An 18,638-nucleotide genomic window follows, 5' to 3' on the forward strand; every position below is an offset into this window, starting at 1 on the left:
CATTATTTAACGCTTGTGAGCTAGGCTTTATGTGTGGTAAAAGTCATCCATTACTATGATTATTATCAGTACATTATGAATTTAAGAGTTAGATTAAATCTTTTAATTACAGCCATCTTGTTGATCTTTTTTGTTTCAATGGGTTACACCATAATGAAAGGATCAAAAGAATCTATTCAAGAAGGTGTAGAGTCAGCCAATCGCGTGACGATGCAGCTATTAGATACGGTTATCATAAGCTCTTCTCAAAATCCAGAATGGGGCTATACCCATGATGTCTTAAAGAGGTTTTTAGAAGAGCTAGGTCATGTTAGAAGTAGTAATATTTACTTATATACGCTTCAAGGTGAACTTCTTTATGCCTCCCCACTTTCTAAATATCGTATAAACGATCCCCCACCACCCAAATGGTTTGAAACTTCTCTAGCGCCAAAAGAAGTTATAGATACCAGAACAGTAAGATTTGGTAAGCTCATTGTAAAAACAAATCCTATAGGAGCTATAAAAGAGTCGTGGGCCAAGATGAAGCATTTCTTTTTGATCACGTGCGTATTTTTTGTATTGTTAAATATGCTGGTGTATTGGATGCTTGGTTTTTGGTTGCGACCACTTGAACCAATGGTTGAGGCAATTACCAAAATGGGTGAAGGTGATTTTGAAGCGAGACTTCCTGATTTTAACCTTCCTGAATTTGCAGTCATAGCAAAAAACTTTAATCGTATGGGCGACTCACTCCAAGCGAAAGTTCGCGAAAATCAACGTCTCGCATTGATTGCCCAACAAACTGCAGATGCTATTGTTATACACGATCTACAATCTAAAATTTCCTTTTGGAATGCTTCGGCAGAAAAAATATTTGGGTATTCTCCAAAAGAAATATTGGGGAAGTCTGCTTATGTGCTTACCACCAAAGTACATGAGAATGAATTAAGAAAAAGCTTTCAACTAATTCATTCAGGAAAAAATATCCACAATGTAGAAACACAAAGAACCAAGAAAAATGGAGAAGTAGTTGATGTCGCTATATCATTTTCACCACTTAAAGATCCTATAACTCATGAAATCATTGGTGATATCTGTAGCATGAGAGATATCAGTGAAAAGAAAATTGCAGAAGAGTCAAAATTAAAACTCGAAGAAAATAGAAAATTCACTCAATTAATTCAAAGTCATATTGAAGATGAAAGAAGAAGTTTGGCAAGAGAACTGCATGATGAATTAGGACAGTACGTATCCGCTATTAAGATATTCGCATCTAATATTTCAAATAAGGCTAAAAAATTATCACCTGAAATTGAAAAAAATGCAGACTCTGTTATCTCTGCTGCAAATCAGATTTATGATGGAATGCATAGTATTATTAAGCAGTTAAGACCAGGTTCTCTCGATAACCTGGGTTTAGCTGAAACCATTAAAGACACAGTGAATACCTGGCAAAAACAATATGAACATTTAAAAATTCATTTGGTAATTAAAGGCGATCTTAATCATCTAAATGAAACTTTAAATATTAATATTTATCGAATTATTCAGGAGGCTATGAATAATGCTTTAAAGCATTCGAAAGCTAAAGCGATTAACATTAATTTGGTATTAAATAAAAAAGGATTTTTGGAATTAAACTTTAGTGATGATGGTCAAGGTATGGATCTTAAAAAAGTAGATCAAACAAAAAATTTCGGTATTCTGGGTATGCAGGAGCGCATTCAATCTTTGAATGGTTCGTTTGAATTAATTTCTAAAAAGAATCAAGGTACGCAGATTTTAATCTCTGTACCAACTTAAAAAGGATATAGATTGAGTCAAATTAAGATTTTGCTTGTCGACGATCATGCAGTAGTTCGCATGGGCTTTAAGATGCTTATAGAAGCCGAAGATGATATTACAGTCATCGGTGAAGCAGAGAGTGGCGAGGTTGCTATTAAATTATTTCAAGAATTGAAACCCGATATTATTGTGATGGATATCACAATGCCTGGTATCGGAGGTCTAGAAGCTATTGATCGTATTATAGCTAAAGATAAAAATACCAAAATTCTTGTTTTATCAGCCCATGAAGATTCAGTTCATCCCAAGCGAGTGCTTAATGCTGGCGCGATGGGCTATTTGACAAAAAGAAGTGCTGCGGAAGAGTTAATCAAAGCAATTAAATCTATTCATCAAGGAAAGCGTTATCTGGAGCCTAATATTGCGCAACAAATGGCTATTACACAATTATCAGGAGAAACAAATCCAGTTGAAATTCTTTCAGACCGAGAGTTTGAAGTTTTTATAGCATTAGCTAAAGGTAAAAGTACAAATGAAATTGCAGATACCTTATGTCTCAGTCCAAGAACAGTTGGTACGCATTTATATAATATTAAGCAAAAGTTAAATGCAAATAATTCAGCCGAGATTGCTTTGATCGCTATTCGCTGCGGCTTAATTGATCCTTGATTTCAAGCTAATATTTGAAGCGATAGCGCCACTTATAATAATCATAAGCGCGCCCAATACATCCTCAATCCTCATTGTCTCGTTAAAATAAAGAAGGCTGATAATGCCGGAAAAAACGATTGCTAGATAAGATAGCGTGCCAATGACAATAGAATTGCCAAGTCTGTATGCGCGTGTCATTGCAATTTGTGCAATGGTGGCAGACAAGCCAAGAGGGATTAATATCCAAATATCATTCCATGCCAACTTTTGATAGTCGGTAAAACTAATCCACAATCCCGATCCTATTGAGGATACAAGCGTAAAATAAAAGACAGTTCGCCAATCAGGCTCGTTAAGTTTGCTTAGCTGTATGACGTGAATGTAAGCCAAAGCAGCACCAATACCCGAGACCAATCCCACTAAACCCGCAAACCAACTTTGCCATTCGCCGTGGGGATCAAGAATTAATAAAGCGCCAGTAAAGCCAACGATTGTGCATATAAAAATCGATTTTTTTATTTTTTGGTGCGAGATAAAGGGCAAGAAAAATCCAAGAAATATAGGCGAGGTGTAATTGAGGGTCATGGCAGAGCCTAAATTGAGATGTGCGATGGCATAAAAGAAAAAAGCTAAAGATAAGAAACCTACGACACCGCGGTCAATTTGTTTTCTAAGGTGCGGCGTTTTAATTTCTTTGTGACTTATAACAATGTAAAGAAAAAGAAATACGAGACTTATAAATGAACGGTAGAACACAAGTTCAACACTAGAAAAATGTGTAGAACCAAGTTTTACAAATGACCCCATGAGGGAAAAAAAGAAGGTGGCTATAATAATCCATAGCATGCCTTTTTTCTGATCTGTCATAGATGGGAAGACATTTCTGTTTGATACCATTGATGAAAATGTTTTAAGCCATCTTCCAATGGTTCGTGATAAGGGCCCATATCTTCTTGTTTGTTTTTGAAAAGTGAGCGTCTTCCCTCATGCATTTTTTCACAAATAATTTTATCTTCAAGAGCAGTTTCGTTATAGGCAGCTTGTTGCGCAGCAATATAGTCTTGATCAAAGAGAATGGTTTCTTCTGGATAATAAAACTCAATAATATTTCTGCAATGATTGGCTTCATCAGGAATGAGATGAGAGACGACGATAACATTCGGATACCATTCGATCATGAAAAAAGGATAAATCGTGAGCCAAATTGCTCCAAATGGTGGTTTTGAATGCCCACTTTGCTCATTGATTTTGGATTTCCAAAGGTCATAAACTTTAGAGCTTTTTGAGTGATTTTTTTCTCTAAAAGGTACTTTTTGAATAGATGAAAATGCTTTAAATTCCCATGATAAATCATCACAATCTACGATGTTATTAAGACCGGGGTGAAATGCCCAAACATGATAGTCCTCAAGATAAACCTCAATAAATGTTTTCCAATTAAAATCATAATGATCAATTTTGACGCTATGAAGTTTATATGCATCAAAATTCAATAATTGATTTAATTGTTTAAACTCCATTGCATCTTTGACATTTATCGATGACTGCTTATATGTTTGTTTAAAAATGAGATTGTGAATTTCTTCGGCTGGAAATAACTCTAAGTTTAAGCATGGATTTTCCTTGAAGTAGGGTGCGCCTTCCAATGTGCCATCAAGCCCATAAGTCCAACGATGAAGAGGGCAGACAATATGCGAAGCTGAACCTTGATTTTCCAGCATAAGCGCTTGTCTATGACGACAAACGTTACTTAATACGTTAATTTTGCCGTTATTATTTACAAGCACTGCTGATTTATTAAGCGCTTCTAGAACATGGTAATTACCGTGTTGAGGCACCATTAGCCGATGACCTAAATATTTTGGATATTTATCGAAAATTACTTTTTTTTCTATTTCGAAAATATGAGGGTCTATATAGCTATGAACAGGTAGCTGACTAAAATTCTTAGCTTGGGAATCAACCGTCTTGAGTGTCAACATACGAGATTATTATGTATTAGGAAATGATTTTTAAAAACTAGGGCAATTTTGCCTTAAATCGGTTTTTTTGCAAACTTAATTCGCCTTTTAAGCCCGCTATCTTGCTTAAATCGGGTATTTAAGCTACTCTCATTCTTTGAATATTTATGCATTTTTTTAGAGGAGTTTTTAGATGAAAAATCCACTTGATTCAATTTTAGGAACAATCATTTCAGGCTTGGTTCTAACGCTAGTGCTCTACGTTTTTCTTAAAAACTTTATTTTGTAGGAGTTTGAATAATGGAATTTATACCTGGACTTGCTAGATGGCTTCATGTTGTAGCCGGTATTACATGGATTGGTTTACTTTATTACTTTAACTTAGTGCAAATTCCTGCATTAAAAGACGCAGCTGCAGATGGGTCAGCGGGCGGTATCACAAAGCATGTTGCACCTCGTGCTTTATTATGGTTTAGATGGGCTGCTGTAGCAACTTGGTTAGCAGGCGCTGCAATTCTGCAAGAAAATTTTATTGCTGCATTTACATTGCAAACTGGCTACGAAGGTATTGGCATAGGTTCTTGGTTAGGCACGATCATGCTATTTAATGTGTGGGTTTTAATTTGGCCAAACCAACAAAAGATTCTGGGTATGGTTCAAGCTACTGATGATGAAAAAGCAAAAGCTCGCAGAGTCGCATTTCTAGCATCAAGAACCAACTTAATGCTTTCTCTCCCAATGCTTTTCTTTATGGCAAATGGATTGAGTCATCGCGCATTAATCGGTCTTTAATTTAATTTAAGCTGAAACAAACGGAGGCTTAAGCCTCCGTTTGTGTTTATAAGTACGGAAAATTGTATGTCAAAAATGATGGATACTTACGCTAGACAACCCGTAACCTTTGAAAAAGGCCAAGGCGTTTGGCTATGGGCTAAAGATGGTAAAAAGTATTTGGATGCACTATCCGGGGTAGCTGTAAACGGCTTAGGCCATACACACCCAAAATTAATCAAAGCCATTAGCGAGCAAATATCACGACTCATTCACGTATCTAATGTTTACCATATTGCTGAACAAGAAAAATTGGCTGAAAAGCTCACAGCAATTTCTGGTATGGATAATGTATTTTTCTGTAATTCAGGATGCGAAGCGAATGAAGCGGCTATCAAATTAGCAAGGCTTTATGGACATCAAAATGGCATTGATACGCCAGAAATTATAGTAATGGAAAAAGCGTTTCATGGTCGAACGATGGCAACGTTATCAGCGACTGGTAATCGAAAAACACAAGCTGGCTTCGAGCCTCTTGTGGGCGGATTCATTCGAGTAGCTTTTGATGATTTAGAAGCCATTCAGCAGATTGCTTCAAGAAAAAATAATGTAGTTGCAATTCTTGTCGAGCCCATTCAGGGCGAGGGTGGTATTAATATCCCAAACAATATTCAAAATTATCTCAAAGGTTTAAGGGACATCTGTGACCAACACAATTGGTTATTAATGTTAGATGAAGTACAAGGCGGTATTGGCAGAACTGGAAAGTGGTTTGTGCATCAACATAGCTCTATTAAGCCTGATGTCATGACGCTTGCTAAAGGCTTAGGTTCTGGTGTGCCTATTGGCGCTTGTCTTGCAAAAGGGAAAGCAAGTCATGTCTTTACACCAGGTAAGCATGGATCTACATTTGGTGGTAATCCATTAGCAACTGCTGCAGGTTTCGCAACATTAAGTATTATTGAAGAGGATAAACTTTGTAATCATGCATTAAAAATGGGGACACTAATTAACGAAGAATTTACTAGGCAATTAAAAGATTGCCCTCAAGTTAAAGTGGTTCGTAACTTAGGTCTCATGATCGGTATAGAGTTTGATCAGCCATGCGGTGAATTAACTAAATTAGCTTTAGATGAAGGGCTGCTTATTAATGTGACAGCGGAGAAAGTGATTCGTCTTTTACCGCCTCTGATTATTAAAGAAGAAGAAGTGTTGGAACTTGTAGAAAGATTATCCAAAGTGATTAAATTTTTTTTAGCAAAGTAATATAAGCAGAATTTCCTTTATGAAAACAAAACATTTTTTAAGATTTAATGATCTCAAGCGAGATGAGTTTGAATATATTTTCGCGAGAGCAAGTTGGATCAAAAAACAATTTAAAGAGTACAAGCAGTACTGGCCTCTTGTCGACAGAACTTTGGTAATGATTTTTGAAAAAGCTAGCACTCGGACGAGGTTATCGTTTGAAGCAGGCATTCAACAGTTAGGCGGCTCAGCAATTTATTTAAATACGAGAGACTCTCAATTAGGCAGGGGTGAGCCTGTAGAGGATGCAGGACAGGTTATTTCCCGCATGTGTGACCTTGTGATGATCCGAACATTTGAGCAAGACATCATTGACCGATTTGCACAAAACTCGAGAGTGCCTGTGATTAATGGATTAACCAACGAATATCATCCATGCCAAATTCTTGCAGATATTTTTACCTATATTGAACATAGAGGCTCCATTCAAGGCAAAACAGTTGCATGGATTGGCGATTCGAATAATGTATGTAATACATGGCTCCAAGCGGCTGAGGTATTAGATTTTAATGTGCATGTTTCTACGCCTAAAGGTTATGAGGTTGAAGTTGAGCGAGCAGGCTTATACGGCGATAAACATTTTGAAGAATTTGAAGACCCTATGGATGCAGCGAAAGACGCTGAAATTGTTACAACTGATGTATGGACGAGTATGGGATTTGAATCTGAAAATGAAGAACGTTTAAAAGATTTTGCAGATTGGCAAGTGGATCAGGAGATGATGTCAGTTGCATCATCAAATGCATTGTTTATGCATTGTCTTCCAGCACATCGAGGTGAGGAAGTCACAGCAGAAGTTATTGACGGCACTCAAAGCGTTGTATGGGACGAGGCTGAAAATCGTCTTCATGTTCAAAAAGCATTGATGGAATACCTGTTATTAGGAAAAATGAAAAATGAGTGATATTAAAAAAGTTGTTTTAGCTTACTCCGGTGGATTAGACACGTCAGTTATTTTGAAGTGGCTACAAGAAACCTATCAATGCGAAGTGGTAACTTTTACAGCCGATTTAGGGCAAGGTGATGAGCTAGAGCCTGCAAAAGAAAAAGCTAAAGCTGCCGGCGTCAAAGAAATATTTATTGAAGACTTGAAAGAAGAATTTGTTCGAGACTTTGTATTCCCAATGTTTAGAGCAAATGCTATTTATGAAGGTGAATACTTGCTTGGCACTTCAATTGCAAGACCGCTTATAGCAAAACGTTTAATTGAGCTTGCTAAAAAAACAAATGCAGATGCTATTTCTCATGGCGCGACAGGTAAAGGGAATGATCAGGTTCGCTTCGAATTAGGAGCGTATGCACTTAATCCTGATATTAAAATTATTGCACCATGGCGTGAGTGGGATTTACTTAGTCGAGAAAAACTACTTCAGTTCGCTGTCAAAAATAATATTCCAGTGGAGATGAAGCATAAAAATGGTGGAAGCCCTTACAGTATGGATGCCAATTTATTGCATATTTCTTATGAAGGGCGTCATTTAGAAAATCCTGGCGCTGAGCCTGAAGAAGATATGTGGCGATGGACTGTAAGTCCTGAAAAGGCACCTAATAAATCTGAGACGATTGAGATTCAATTCAATAAAGGTGACCCAGTGAGTCTTAATGGCAAAACCATGAAGGCGCATGAACTATTAGCGGCTCTTAATCAATTAGGCGGTAAGCACGGTATAGGCAGATTAGATCTTGTAGAGAATCGATATGTAGGTATGAAATCTCGAGGATGTTATGAAACACCCGGCGGCAGTATTTTACTAAAAGCGCATCGAGCAATTGAATCTATAACACTAGATCGTGAAGTGGCTCATCTTAAAGATGACTTGATGCCAAGATTTGCTTCTTTGATTTATAACGGCTACTGGTGGAGTCCTGAGAGGCTTGCATTACAAACACTCATCGACCATACGCAAAATAATGTGAATGGTTGGGTTAAATTGAAGCTTTATAAAGGCAATGTGAGTGTGATTGGAAGAGATAGTGCAACAGACTCTCTTTTTGATACATCCATTGCAACATTTGAAGATGACGGAGGCGCATACGATCAAAAAGATGCGGCAGGTTTTATTAAACTCAACGCTTTAAGAATGAGAATCGCAGCAAAAATTAAAAAATAAGGTGAATTTAAATGGCTCAATTTGACAATGTAAGTGTAAAGAAAAAAGCAAATATTTATTTTGATGGTAAATGTGTGAGTCATACCATTCTTCTTCCAAATGGAACAAGAAGTACGGTCGGCGTAATTTTTCCAAGCACATTAACTTTCAATACTCAGGCAGCTGAAGTTATGGAAATTCTAGCAGGACAGTGCCGCGTAAAATTACATGGCGCTTCTGAATGGGTCGAGTATAAAGAAGATCAAAAATTTTCTGTACCCGCAAATTCATCATTTGAAATTGAAACATCAGACACGCTTCACTATGTTTGTCATTTCGAATAAATAAATTTTTTAAGTAAGGAGATTTTGTATGCCATCTTTTGATGTTTCATCCGAAGTAAATATGGCTAATTTAACTAATTCCATCGATGTCGCGTCTCGAATGATTATTAATCGATATGACTTTAAGGGAACGAGCGCGAAAGTCGAATTTTCAGAGAAAGACTTAACGATTACCCTCTATGGAGATTCAGATTTTCAGTTAGGTCAAATTAAAGATATTTTGCTACCTGCTATGGAAAAAAAAGAAGCTGATAGCTCTAAAAGAATAGACCCTCAAGACATTCAAACCGTATCTGGAAATAAAACAAAACAGGTGCTGAAATTAAAATCAGGTATCGATACTGAACTTGCAAAAAAAATTGTTAAATTACTCAAAGATAGCGGTCTGAAAGTTCAGTCAGCTATTCAAGGTGAAAGTGTTCGTGTTTCCGGCGCCAAAAGAGATAACTTGCAAGATGCTATTGCATTCATTAAAAAAAGCATTACAGACTTTCCCCTTCAATTTGGAAATTTTAGAGATTAGTTAGACCCATGCAACCCAAAACACTTTATGAAAAATTATTTGAGAGCCATATTGTTAGAGAAGATGCTGGCACTTATCTCATATACATTGATCGTCATCTTGTTCATGAAGTGACAAGTCCACAAGCTTTCGAAGGTTTAAGAATTAATCATAGGCCTGTATGGAGAAATAAATCTGTTCTTGCTGTCCCTGACCATAATGTTCCTACAACAGATCGTTCACTTGGAATTTCTGATCCTATCTCTAAGATTCAGGTCGAAACGCTCGATGAAAATTGTAAACATTTCGGATTAACACAATTTCCTATGAATGATAATCGCCAAGGCATTGTTCACGTCATTGGACCTGAGCAAGGAAGTACATTGCCTGGCATGACTATAGTATGCGGCGACTCTCATACCAGCACGCACGGTGCATTTGGTGCTCTCGCTATGGGTATCGGGACTTCTGAAGTTGAACATGTTTTAGCTACTCAATGTTTAATCCTAAAAAAATTTAAAACAATGGAAGTTCGGGTAGAGGGAAAGTTAAATAAAGGTATTACGGCAAAAGATATTGCTTTGGCTTTAATTGGAAAAATTGGAACAGCAGGTGGTACAGGCTACGCGATTGAGTTTACTGGTGAATCTATTCGTACTCTTTCTATGGAAAGCAGAATGACGATTTGCAATATGGCAATTGAAGCGGGCGCTAGAGCCGGTATGGTTGCAGTTGACGAAGTCACGATATCCTACATTGAAAATAGACCTTTCTCACCTAAAGGTGAAGCATTTGAAAAAGCAAAAATCTATTGGAAAACATTACATAGTGATAAAGATGCAAAATTCGATAAAACAATCACGCTGAACGGAAATGAAATTCTCCCTCAAGTGACTTGGGGAACTTCACCTGAAATGGTGGTAGGTATTGATGGCATGACTCCTGACCCAGGAAAAGAAGACGATTTGTCGAAAAGAAAAAGTATTGAAGATGCATTAGCCTATATGGGCCTTGAACCGAATCTTCCCGTAAATCAAATTAGTGTTGATAAAATTTTTATTGGGTCTTGTACTAATTCGCGCATCGAAGATCTGCGAGAAGCTGCAAATGTGCTTAAAGGTAAAAAAATCGCCAAAAATATTAAATTAGCGCTTGTGGTTCCTGGGTCAGGCCTTGTAAAACTTCAGGCCGAAAAAGAAGGCTTGGATAAAATTTTCATAGATGCAGGATTTGAGTGGAGAGAGCCTGGTTGTTCAATGTGTTTAGCTATGAATGCAGATCGTTTAGAATCAGGCGAGCGTTGCGCGTCAACTTCAAATAGAAATTTTGAAGGTCGACAAGGTCAGGGGGGTAGAACACATCTTGTAAGCCCCTCAATGGCGGCAGCAGCAAGTGTTCATGGCCATTTTGTAGATATAAGAGCTTTAAGTTAATTTATGAAACCATTTGTTACTCATACAGGTATTTTGGCCCCACTTGATCGTGCAAATGTAGATACGGATGCAATTATTCCAAAACAGTTTTTGAAATCGATTAAGAAGACAGGTTTTGGGCCACACCTCTTTGATGAATGGAGATATCTCGATCACGGGGAGCCTGGTATGGACTTAACTCAAAGAAAAAAAAATCCTGACTTTGTTCTCAATCAAGACCGATATGAAAAAGCTACTATCTTAATCGCGCGTGAGAATTTTGGTTGTGGCTCAAGTCGAGAGCATGCCCCGTGGGCAATTGAAGATTTCGGCTTTAGAGTAATTTTGGCGACTAGTTTTGCTGATATTTTCTTTAGTAATTGTTTTAAAAATGGCTTGCTACCCATCGTTTTGCCAGCTGAGACCATCGATCATTTATTTGATTTAACTTATTCAAATAAAGGTTATGCAATAACGGTTGATTTGGAAAATCAATCTATTATTCTGCCTTCTAAAGAAAAAATAAGTTTCCAGGTGGATACGTTTAGGAAGCATTGCCTAATCAATGGATTAGATGATATTGGTTTGACAATGCAGCATAGCGAAAGCATTAAAGCATTTGAAAAGACTTACTACCAAAAAAATTCATGGCTACTTTAAAATTAGAAAGACTTTCTAAATAAAATGAAAATTGCAATATTACCTGGCGATGGCATCGGACCTGAGATTACAAAACAAGCAGTCGATGTTTTAAAAGCGCTTAATCTAGGTGCAGAATTATTAGAGGCAGAAATTGGGGGGGCTGGTTATGATAAGTTCGGCGATCCACTTCCAGACTCAACACTTGATCTAGCCGTCAAATCTGATGCTATTCTTCTTGGTGCAGTAGGTGATTGGAAATATGACGCACTTCCAAGGGATAAGAGACCCGAGCGTGGATTGCTTCGCATTAGAAAAGAACTGAATCTATTTGCTAATTTAAGACCTGCTATTTTATATCCTGAGCTTGTTGGAGCCTCTTCACTTAAAGCTGAAATTGTATCTAACCTCGATATTATGATTGTGAGAGAACTCACAGGTGATATTTACTTTGGTCAGCCTCGCGGTATTCATGTGAATGAAAAAGGTGAGCGTGAAGGTATCAACACAATGCGATATTCAGAATCTGAAATTAAACGCATTGCTCATGTCGCATTTAAGATCGCAATGAAGCGATCGAAAAAATTATGCTCTGTAGATAAAGCTAATGTTTTAGAAGCAACAGAGTTATGGCGTCAAATTATGATCGACATTTCAAAAGAATATCCCGAGGTTGAATTGACTCATATGTATGTTGATAATGCCGCGATGCAACTCATAAAAAATCCAAAACAATTTGACGTATTAGTTACAGGAAATATCTTTGGAGACATTTTATCGGATGAGGCCTCTATGTTAACTGGCTCTATCGGTATGCTCCCATCCGCATCTCTCGATAGCAATAATAAAGGCATGTATGAGCCTAGTCATGGTTCAGCGCCTGATATTGCTGGAAAAAATATTGCAAATCCGCTTGCCACAATTTTATCTTTGGCCATGATGTTTAGATACACATTCAATGATGAAAAAAATGCGAATAAAATTGAATCTGCTGTAAAAAAAGCATTAAGCCGCGGTTTCCGAACAGCAGATATTTATTCTGCTGGTGATAAAAAAGTAAGCTGTAGTGAAATGGGTGAAGCGGTAATTGCATCACTTAACTAATTAAAGAACAGGAAATTTAATGAATCGAGTTGGTTTTGTCGGTTGGAGAGGTATGGTAGGTTCAGTTCTCATGCAACGCATGCAAGAGGAACATGACTTTAAGGAATTTGACTCAACCTTTTTTTCTACTTCTCAAACAGGAAACGTAGCGCCATCTTTCTCTGGAAGTAAAAGTGCTGTGAAAGATGCACATGACATTAAAGAACTAGCAGCCATGAATATTATTCTTTCATGTCAGGGCGGAGACTATACATCTGACGTATACCCTAAATTAAGAGATTCGGGGTGGCAGGGACATTGGATTGATGCGGCTTCTTCATTGAGAATGGAAAAAGACGCAGTAATTATTTTAGATCCCCTAAATAGTGACCTCATTCAAGAAGCATATAAAAAAGGCAATAAAAATTGGATTGGTGGAAATTGTACTGTATCCCTAATGCTTTTAGCGCTTGATGGCTTGTTCAAGAAAGATCTTGTTGAATGGATTTCATCAATGACCTATCAGGCAGCAAGTGGAGCTGGGGCTCAAAATATGAGAGAGCTTATTTCTCAAATGGGAGATGTTTACAACCATGCAAAAGATTTAATCAATGATCCCAAGACATCTATTTTAGATATAGACCGAAATGTTTCGTCTACACTTAAATCTCGAGATTTTCCAATTGATAATTTTGGTGTCCCTTTAGCGGGAAGCTTAATTCCTTGGATTGATAAAGATTTAAATAATGGTCAAAGTAAGGAAGAGTGGAAAGGTTCGGCTGAAACCAACAAAATTCTCGGAAGAGAAAACAATCCAATCGTCATTGAGGGATTGTGTGTGCGCATTGGCGCTATGCGATGCCATAGTCAAGCCCTAACAATTAAATTAAAAAAGAGTATTTCTTTGGAAGAAATTAATCAAACCATAAGTAACGCTAATCCATGGGTGAAGTTAATTCCAAATGAGAGAGAAATTTCAATGAAAGAGTTAAGTCCTGCTGCAGTCTCAGGCAAGCTTTCTATTCCTATAGGCAGAATTCGAAAACTTAATATGGGGCCTGAATATATTTCAGCTTTTACAGTGGGTGATCAATTGCTATGGGGTGCTGCAGAGCCTCTTAGACGTATTTTAAGAATACTTATTAAATCTATTTAAAAGAAATTTATGAGCCAAAAAATTAAAAACTTATTTTTATTTTGCTTACTTTTGCTACCGCTTGTTGGCAATGCGTTGCAGCTGGGTAAAATCGTTGTGACATCATCTCAAGGGCAGCCCCTAAATGCTGAAATTGAAATGATGTTAACGCCAGGTGAAGATTTATCGAAACTTAAGACATCACTGGCAACGAAAGAGAGTTATGAGTCGCAAGGTATAGAGCGTCTTGCTATCCACAATAATATTTCTGTTGAACTACAAAAAAATGAAAAAGGTCAGACCATCCTAAAGCTGAAAAGCACTCAGCCTGTGCCGGATCCATTTTTAGATTTGCTCATTCAAGTCGATTCAGCAAAAGGAAGAAATTACCGTGAATATACCGTACTTCTCGACCCACCAGAGACACCTATTATTCAGCAGGAGAAAATTGTAGCTATTGATAAAGCAGAGCCATTGCCGATGAATGATAAAAAAGAGGTAAAGGAAAGCGTTGATAAAAATAAGATTACTTTTGAAAAAGAAAATAAAAATAATCTTAAACCTTTAGAGAAAAATAAGCCTGCTGATCTATCCTCAAAATCAATAACGGTTAAACCTGCAGATACTATATATAAAATTGCAAGGGAAAATAAAATACCTGGCATTACTACCGAACAAATGGTTGTTGGTATTTTTAATCTTAATGAGCTTGCTTTTACGAATAAAAATATTAACGGTTTAGAAGTTGGACAGAAGATTGCCTTGCCAACAAAAGATGATTTTATGAATTTAACCCATGCAAAAGCTATGGCTGAAATTAAAATTCAATCTTCGCAATGGAATAAATATAGTACAAAAACTGCTGAGGCTGTTGCAAATAGCCCCAAAGTAATTTCGACTACGCCTGAAGTGCCTTTAACGCCTGCAACCATTATTCAAAATCAGCCAGCTTCTTCTGCGCCGCGCATTAAATTAACAGGTGATACGTTAACTAATACTAAAAATAGTAAAGAAATTATTCAAAAAGAAATTAATCAAATTAATGATGATAAGACGGCCTTAGAAAAAAATATCAAAGATGCCGAACAAAAAATTATTCTTTTGGAAAAAGAACTCGCTGATGCAAAAAAAATATTAACCATATCTAATCAAGCCTTATTCGATCTTCAAGAGAAATCAAAGCAAGTTAATCAAACTAAAGATTCAACTACCAAAGCACCCATAGTTGAATCTAAGCCAGAACTTACCTCGCTCATCAGTCAGGCAAGTGAAGCAGATGCGAATAAAAATGATATAGCCGTCCCTGCAGACACATCTTTTAAATCTTCTATTTCTGATACCCCTAGTGAAGAAAAAGCAAATGCACAATTGGCATCTGATAAGGAAGCTTCAAGCGTATCATCGTCTAGTGGCCTATTTATTTTCTTAGGTGTTCTATTGGCTATCTTAATTATGCTTTTTGTTATCAAAATTAAAAGACAGAAAGAGCAAAAAGAACTTATTGATTCAATGAGTGTTGATAAAGATAAATTTTATTCTGAAATAGCTGGTTCTGAAGCGCCACCAATCAAAGAACAAAGCACTATAGAAGATAACGATTTGTCAGGCACTACAAGCAATTTATCGGATAAAGATCAGAAGCCAACTCATTTTGATTAGGCCATTGAACGATTAAACTATCGTGCATGCATTAGTTAAATTGGTAGGTATTTTATGTGCTTTATTGTTAATCAATAAATATAATTTTAGTTTTAATCTTTTTTTGCTTTTTTTTATTTTAGTTTTTTCTTTTTTTATAAAGTTTTCAATACCTAAACTTATTATTAGGTTGAAATTTTTTCTTATCATCACCTTTTTGCTCTATGTTTTTAATACGCCGGGTGAATATGTGTTTCTTTGGCCCTACCTATCCCCATCATACGAAGGTCTTTTATTAGGTTCAACTCAAATTATGCGTCTTATTAATTCAGTTGCTATTATTACGATGATGATTTCATTAATGACTTATCAAACCTTAATCGAGACTTTTTATTTAATTTTTAAGCCATTAAAACGATTTGGTATTGATGCAAAACGCTTTGCCGTTCGTCTTTATTTAACAATGGAATATGTGAAGACTTTTCAATCAAAACGTAAACTTCGTTTTACCCTTAACGATTTGTCTTCGTTACTTCTATATTCAAGCAATAACAATCATATGAATCTTTCACATATTCAAATTAAAGAAGAAAGAGTTAATGGCCCATCTTTACTTTTAATTATCTCAATGATCTTCACTACTCTATTTTTAATTTTTTACTTATAAACTGCTATGAAAATCGCATTGTGTATTGAATATGATGGATCTAATTTCTCTGGATGGCAGAAGCAAAACGATGTGGATTCTATTCAAGGTGAAATTGAAAAAGCACTTGAAAGTATTGCGCTAGAAAAATTGGATACTTACGCTTCGGGTCGAACCGATACTGGTGTTCATGCGCTCGTTCAAATGGTTCATTTCGAAACTAAAATTCTAAGACCTATCACTGCTTGGGTAAGGGGTGTTAATGCCTTTTTACCATCATCTATTCGAGTGTTATGGGCGCAAGAAGTTGATGATACTTTCCATGCGCGGTATTCAGCCTCACAACGTCATTATGAGTATTTAGTTTATAACGCTTCTTTTCCGTCTGCTTTGTGGGCTAATAAGGCAGGATGGATTCATGATGAGCTTGATTTTAAAAAGATGAAAGAAGCCATTCAGTATTTTGAGGGTGAGCATGATTTTAGTGCGTTTCGATCTTCAGAGTGCCAAGCCAAAAGCCCCATAAGAACAATGTCCCGAATATCTCTTATAAACTACCATCCTTTTTATCTATTTAAGTTTTCGGCGAATGGTTTCCTTCACCATCAAATTAGAAACATGATGGGAGCTATTTTGTATATTGGTAAAGGAAATTACCCAAGCGATTATATTGAAGAATTGTTGTTATCTAAAGACAGGACAAAGTCACCCCCTACATTTTCACCTGACGGTCTTTATTTGTCTGGTGTGGATTATGACGTGAGATACGCATTTCCTTTTATGCGCAGAACTGTCAATATTTTTGACAATAATCATTTATGACAAGATCGTTAATCCTTATAATGAATATCTTTCATCTTGAATTGATTTTACATTGAGAACACGCACTAAAATTTGCGGCATTACTCGCTTGGAGGATGCAAAAGCTTCCATCCTTGCAGGTTGTGATGCGCTTGGCTTCGTTTTTTATAAAGAAAGCCCACGTTACATTGCTTTAGATGCTTTTAAAGTTATTGCTAGAGAGTTACCTCCATTTGTGACTAAAGTTGGCCTTTTTGTGAATGCTGATCCTGCTGAAATAGAAGAGGCGATTCGATCTGGATTAATGAATGTTTTACAGTTTCATGGCGATGAAACACCTGATTTTTGCAGACAATTTAAATTTCCTTATATCAAAGCAGTTGCAGTCTCCTCTTCGGTAGATTTGTTACAATATGCCAAGGATTTTTATGATGCAGAAGCTTTATTACTTGATGCGTCTCATGAGCACCTTAAGGGCGGCACAGGCCAAACATTTGATTGGAATTTAATTCCCCATTCGCTCTCTAAACCAATTGTATTGGCGGGCGGACTTAATGTGGACAATGTGAAAGAAGCTATAAACCAAGTGAAACCTTATGCAGTTGATATCAGTGGTGGCGTTGAAGATTCAAAAGGTATTAAAAATTCTCTTAAAATTCAAGCATTTATAAAGGAAACTCAAGATGCAACCGTATGATATGCCAGATGAAAAAGGCCATTTTGGTCAATTTGGCGGCGTATTTGTCGCAGAAACTTTAATTGAAGCGCTTGATGAATTAAGAACGATGTATGAAAAATATCGTCACGATCCTGATTTTCTTGCTGAACTTCAATACGACTTAAAGCATTTTGTAGGTCGTCCAAGCCCAATCTACCATGCTAAAAGGTGGTCTGATCGAGTGGGTGGTGCGCAAATTTACTTGAAGCGGGAAGACTTAAATCATACAGGCGCTCACAAAGTTAACAATACTGTAGGTCAAGCTTTACTCGCGAAACGTATGGGCAAGCCACGCATCATAGCCGAGACGGGGGCAGGGCAGCATGGGGTTGCAACAGCGACTATCTCAGCACGTTTAGGTCTTGAGTGTGTAGTTTATATGGGAGCTGAAGATGTAAAAAGACAGGCGCCTAATGTATACCGCATGAAACTTCTTGGCGCTACGGTTGTTCCTGTAGAAAGCGGGTCTAAAACTCTAAAAGATGCGCTTAATGAAGCGATGAGAGATTGGGTGACTAACATCTCTACTACCTTTTATATCATTGGTACTGTGGCAGGACCTCACCCTTACCCTATGATGGTTCGTGATTTTAATTCTGTCGTAGGTGTTGAATGTAAATTGCAAATGAATGAAATGATTGGTCGGCAACCAGATGCAGTGGTCGCTTGCGTGGGCGGCGGTTCAAATGCGATGGGTATTTTTTATCCCTATATAGATTTGCGCGAAGTTCGATTAATTGGCGTTGAAGCTGCAGGGCATGGTATCGAAACAGGCAAACACGCAGCACCTTTAACTGCCAATAGCCCTATAGGTGTATTGCATGGCAATCGAACATACTTAATGCAGAATGAAGAAGGTCAAATTATTGAAACACATTCAATTTCAGCAGGTCTTGATTATCCAGGTGTTGGCCCTGAACATGCTTGGTTAAAAGATATAAAGCGCGCTGAATATGTTGCTGTTACAGATACAGAGGCTTTAGATGCGTTCCATAGTTTATGTCTTACCGAAGGTATTATTCCAGCGCTTGAAACTAGCCATGCTCTCGCATATGCAGAGAAGCTTGCGAAAACGATGAAGCCTGACCAAGTCATTCTTGTTAATTTATCCGGCCGAGGTGACAAGGATATTAATACTGTGGCTAAAATTTCAAATATCAATCTATAAAGTTTTT

At 37.1% G+C, this 18,638-nt stretch carries 19 protein-coding genes; 17 read left to right on the top strand and 2 right to left on the bottom strand.

Annotated elements, in window-relative coordinates; translation table 11 throughout:
- Window positions 1-75: 75 nt before the first annotated feature.
- Together FIT79_RS03065 and FIT79_RS03070 are read left to right on the top strand one after the other, a co-directional pair.
- The gene (locus FIT79_RS03065; protein ID WP_139875572.1) at window positions 76-1,785 is read left to right on the top strand and encodes a PAS domain S-box protein; all 1,710 of its coding nucleotides are present in this window, start codon (window positions 76-78) and stop codon (window positions 1,783-1,785) included.
- A gap of 12 nt (window positions 1,786-1,797) precedes the next feature.
- On the top strand, window positions 1,798-2,436 hold the full coding sequence (locus FIT79_RS03070) for a response regulator (protein ID WP_139867550.1): 639 nt from the start codon (window positions 1,798-1,800) through the stop codon (window positions 2,434-2,436).
- Here the strand turns inward: FIT79_RS03070 and FIT79_RS03075 are convergent.
- Together FIT79_RS03075 and FIT79_RS03080 are read right to left on the bottom strand one after the other, a co-directional pair.
- A complete protein-coding gene (locus FIT79_RS03075; RefSeq protein ID WP_223259652.1) occupies window positions 2,422-3,285 on the bottom strand; it encodes a DMT family transporter in 864 nt (287 codons plus the stop codon). The genes FIT79_RS03070 and FIT79_RS03075 overlap by 15 nt on opposite strands.
- On the bottom strand, window positions 3,282-4,400 hold the full coding sequence (locus FIT79_RS03080; RefSeq protein WP_139875573.1) for an aromatic ring-hydroxylating oxygenase subunit alpha: 1,119 nt from the start codon (window positions 4,398-4,400) through the stop codon (window positions 3,282-3,284). The genes FIT79_RS03075 and FIT79_RS03080 overlap by 4 nt, the downstream gene beginning before the upstream one ends.
- Before the next feature lie 279 nt (window positions 4,401-4,679).
- Between FIT79_RS03080 and FIT79_RS03085 the strand changes: the two genes are divergently transcribed.
- From FIT79_RS03085 to trpB, 15 genes are all read left to right on the top strand, one after another.
- On the top strand, window positions 4,680-5,171 hold the full coding sequence (locus FIT79_RS03085) for a urate hydroxylase PuuD (RefSeq protein WP_028817916.1): 492 nt from the start codon (window positions 4,680-4,682) through the stop codon (window positions 5,169-5,171).
- A 66-nt stretch (window positions 5,172-5,237) separates the two neighbouring features.
- Entirely contained in the window at window positions 5,238-6,416 is a 1,179-nt protein-coding gene (locus FIT79_RS03090) for an aspartate aminotransferase family protein (protein ID WP_139875574.1), read from the top strand.
- Window positions 6,417-6,435: 19 nt separating this feature from the next.
- Complete coding sequence (gene argF, locus FIT79_RS03095; RefSeq protein WP_028817918.1) at window positions 6,436-7,359, top strand: ornithine carbamoyltransferase; 924 nt, start codon at window positions 6,436-6,438, stop codon at window positions 7,357-7,359.
- Entirely contained in the window at window positions 7,352-8,566 is a 1,215-nt protein-coding gene (locus FIT79_RS03100) for an argininosuccinate synthase (RefSeq protein ID WP_139875575.1), read from the top strand. Before argF ends, FIT79_RS03100 begins: the two co-directional genes overlap by 8 nt.
- 11 nt (window positions 8,567-8,577) lie before the next feature.
- Window positions 8,578-8,889 (top strand): pyrimidine/purine nucleoside phosphorylase, encoded by a 312-nt coding sequence (gene ppnP, locus FIT79_RS03105; protein WP_139867560.1) that lies wholly within the window; start codon window positions 8,578-8,580, stop codon window positions 8,887-8,889.
- Window positions 8,890-8,917: 28 nt separating this feature from the next.
- Entirely contained in the window at window positions 8,918-9,412 is a 495-nt protein-coding gene (locus FIT79_RS03110) for a YajQ family cyclic di-GMP-binding protein (protein WP_028817921.1), read from the top strand.
- A gap of 8 nt (window positions 9,413-9,420) precedes the next feature.
- A complete protein-coding gene (gene leuC, locus FIT79_RS03115) occupies window positions 9,421-10,824 on the top strand; it encodes a 3-isopropylmalate dehydratase large subunit (RefSeq protein ID WP_139875576.1) in 1,404 nt (467 codons plus the stop codon).
- Between the two features lie 3 nt (window positions 10,825-10,827).
- On the top strand, window positions 10,828-11,463 hold the full coding sequence (gene leuD / locus FIT79_RS03120; protein ID WP_139867564.1) for a 3-isopropylmalate dehydratase small subunit: 636 nt from the start codon (window positions 10,828-10,830) through the stop codon (window positions 11,461-11,463).
- 24 nt (window positions 11,464-11,487) lie between these two features.
- On the top strand, window positions 11,488-12,546 hold the full coding sequence (leuB, locus tag FIT79_RS03125) for a 3-isopropylmalate dehydrogenase (RefSeq protein ID WP_139874480.1): 1,059 nt from the start codon (window positions 11,488-11,490) through the stop codon (window positions 12,544-12,546).
- A gap of 19 nt (window positions 12,547-12,565) precedes the next feature.
- Window positions 12,566-13,681, top strand: coding sequence for an aspartate-semialdehyde dehydrogenase (gene asd / locus FIT79_RS03130; RefSeq protein ID WP_139875577.1), 1,116 nt, complete (start codon window positions 12,566-12,568; stop codon window positions 13,679-13,681).
- Between the two features lie 9 nt (window positions 13,682-13,690).
- Window positions 13,691-15,319: a type IV pilus assembly protein FimV gene (locus tag FIT79_RS03135; protein WP_139875578.1), complete on the top strand. Its 1,629-nt coding sequence runs from the start codon at window positions 13,691-13,693 to the stop codon at window positions 15,317-15,319.
- Between the two features lie 292 nt (window positions 15,320-15,611).
- A complete protein-coding gene (locus FIT79_RS03140) occupies window positions 15,612-15,965 on the top strand; it encodes a hypothetical protein (protein WP_139875579.1) in 354 nt (117 codons plus the stop codon).
- Window positions 15,966-15,971: 6 nt separating this feature from the next.
- A complete protein-coding gene (gene truA, locus FIT79_RS03145; protein WP_139875580.1) occupies window positions 15,972-16,766 on the top strand; it encodes a tRNA pseudouridine(38-40) synthase TruA in 795 nt (264 codons plus the stop codon).
- Window positions 16,767-16,818: 52 nt separating this feature from the next.
- Window positions 16,819-17,442 (top strand): phosphoribosylanthranilate isomerase, encoded by a 624-nt coding sequence (locus FIT79_RS03150; protein WP_139875581.1) that lies wholly within the window; start codon window positions 16,819-16,821, stop codon window positions 17,440-17,442.
- Window positions 17,429-18,631 (top strand): tryptophan synthase subunit beta, encoded by a 1,203-nt coding sequence (trpB, locus tag FIT79_RS03155; protein ID WP_139875582.1) that lies wholly within the window; start codon window positions 17,429-17,431, stop codon window positions 18,629-18,631. Before FIT79_RS03150 ends, trpB begins: the two co-directional genes overlap by 14 nt.
- Window positions 18,632-18,638 lie beyond the last annotated feature (7 nt).

This window comes from Candidatus Methylopumilus universalis (assembly GCF_006365315.1).
Lineage (GTDB): Bacteria > Pseudomonadota > Gammaproteobacteria > Burkholderiales > Methylophilaceae > Methylopumilus > Methylopumilus universalis.

What these genes read in the sequence shown, in the direction of transcription:
- FIT79_RS03065 (WP_139875572.1), top strand. Translation starts at nt 76, where the DNA reads ATGAATTTAAGAGTTAGATTAAATCTTTTAATTACAGCCATCTTGTTG.
- FIT79_RS03075 (WP_223259652.1), bottom strand. Translation starts at nt 3,285, where the DNA reads ATGACAGATCAGAAAAAAGGCATGCTATGGATTATTATAGCCACCTTC.
- FIT79_RS03080 (WP_139875573.1), bottom strand. Translation starts at nt 4,400, where the DNA reads ATGTTGACACTCAAGACGGTTGATTCCCAAGCTAAGAATTTTAGTCAG.
- FIT79_RS03085 (WP_028817916.1), top strand. Translation starts at nt 4,680, where the DNA reads ATGGAATTTATACCTGGACTTGCTAGATGGCTTCATGTTGTAGCCGGT.
- FIT79_RS03090 (WP_139875574.1), top strand. Translation starts at nt 5,238, where the DNA reads ATGTCAAAAATGATGGATACTTACGCTAGACAACCCGTAACCTTTGAA.
- argF (WP_028817918.1), top strand. Translation starts at nt 6,436, where the DNA reads ATGAAAACAAAACATTTTTTAAGATTTAATGATCTCAAGCGAGATGAG.
- FIT79_RS03100 (WP_139875575.1), top strand. Translation starts at nt 7,352, where the DNA reads ATGAGTGATATTAAAAAAGTTGTTTTAGCTTACTCCGGTGGATTAGAC.
- ppnP (WP_139867560.1), top strand. Translation starts at nt 8,578, where the DNA reads ATGGCTCAATTTGACAATGTAAGTGTAAAGAAAAAAGCAAATATTTAT.
- FIT79_RS03110 (WP_028817921.1), top strand. Translation starts at nt 8,918, where the DNA reads ATGCCATCTTTTGATGTTTCATCCGAAGTAAATATGGCTAATTTAACT.
- leuC (WP_139875576.1), top strand. Translation starts at nt 9,421, where the DNA reads ATGCAACCCAAAACACTTTATGAAAAATTATTTGAGAGCCATATTGTT.
- leuD (WP_139867564.1), top strand. Translation starts at nt 10,828, where the DNA reads ATGAAACCATTTGTTACTCATACAGGTATTTTGGCCCCACTTGATCGT.
- leuB (WP_139874480.1), top strand. Translation starts at nt 11,488, where the DNA reads ATGAAAATTGCAATATTACCTGGCGATGGCATCGGACCTGAGATTACA.
- asd (WP_139875577.1), top strand. Translation starts at nt 12,566, where the DNA reads ATGAATCGAGTTGGTTTTGTCGGTTGGAGAGGTATGGTAGGTTCAGTT.
- FIT79_RS03135 (WP_139875578.1), top strand. Translation starts at nt 13,691, where the DNA reads ATGAGCCAAAAAATTAAAAACTTATTTTTATTTTGCTTACTTTTGCTA.
- FIT79_RS03140 (WP_139875579.1), top strand. Translation starts at nt 15,612, where the DNA reads ATGCGTCTTATTAATTCAGTTGCTATTATTACGATGATGATTTCATTA.
- truA (WP_139875580.1), top strand. Translation starts at nt 15,972, where the DNA reads ATGAAAATCGCATTGTGTATTGAATATGATGGATCTAATTTCTCTGGA.
- trpB (WP_139875582.1), top strand. Translation starts at nt 17,429, where the DNA reads ATGCAACCGTATGATATGCCAGATGAAAAAGGCCATTTTGGTCAATTT.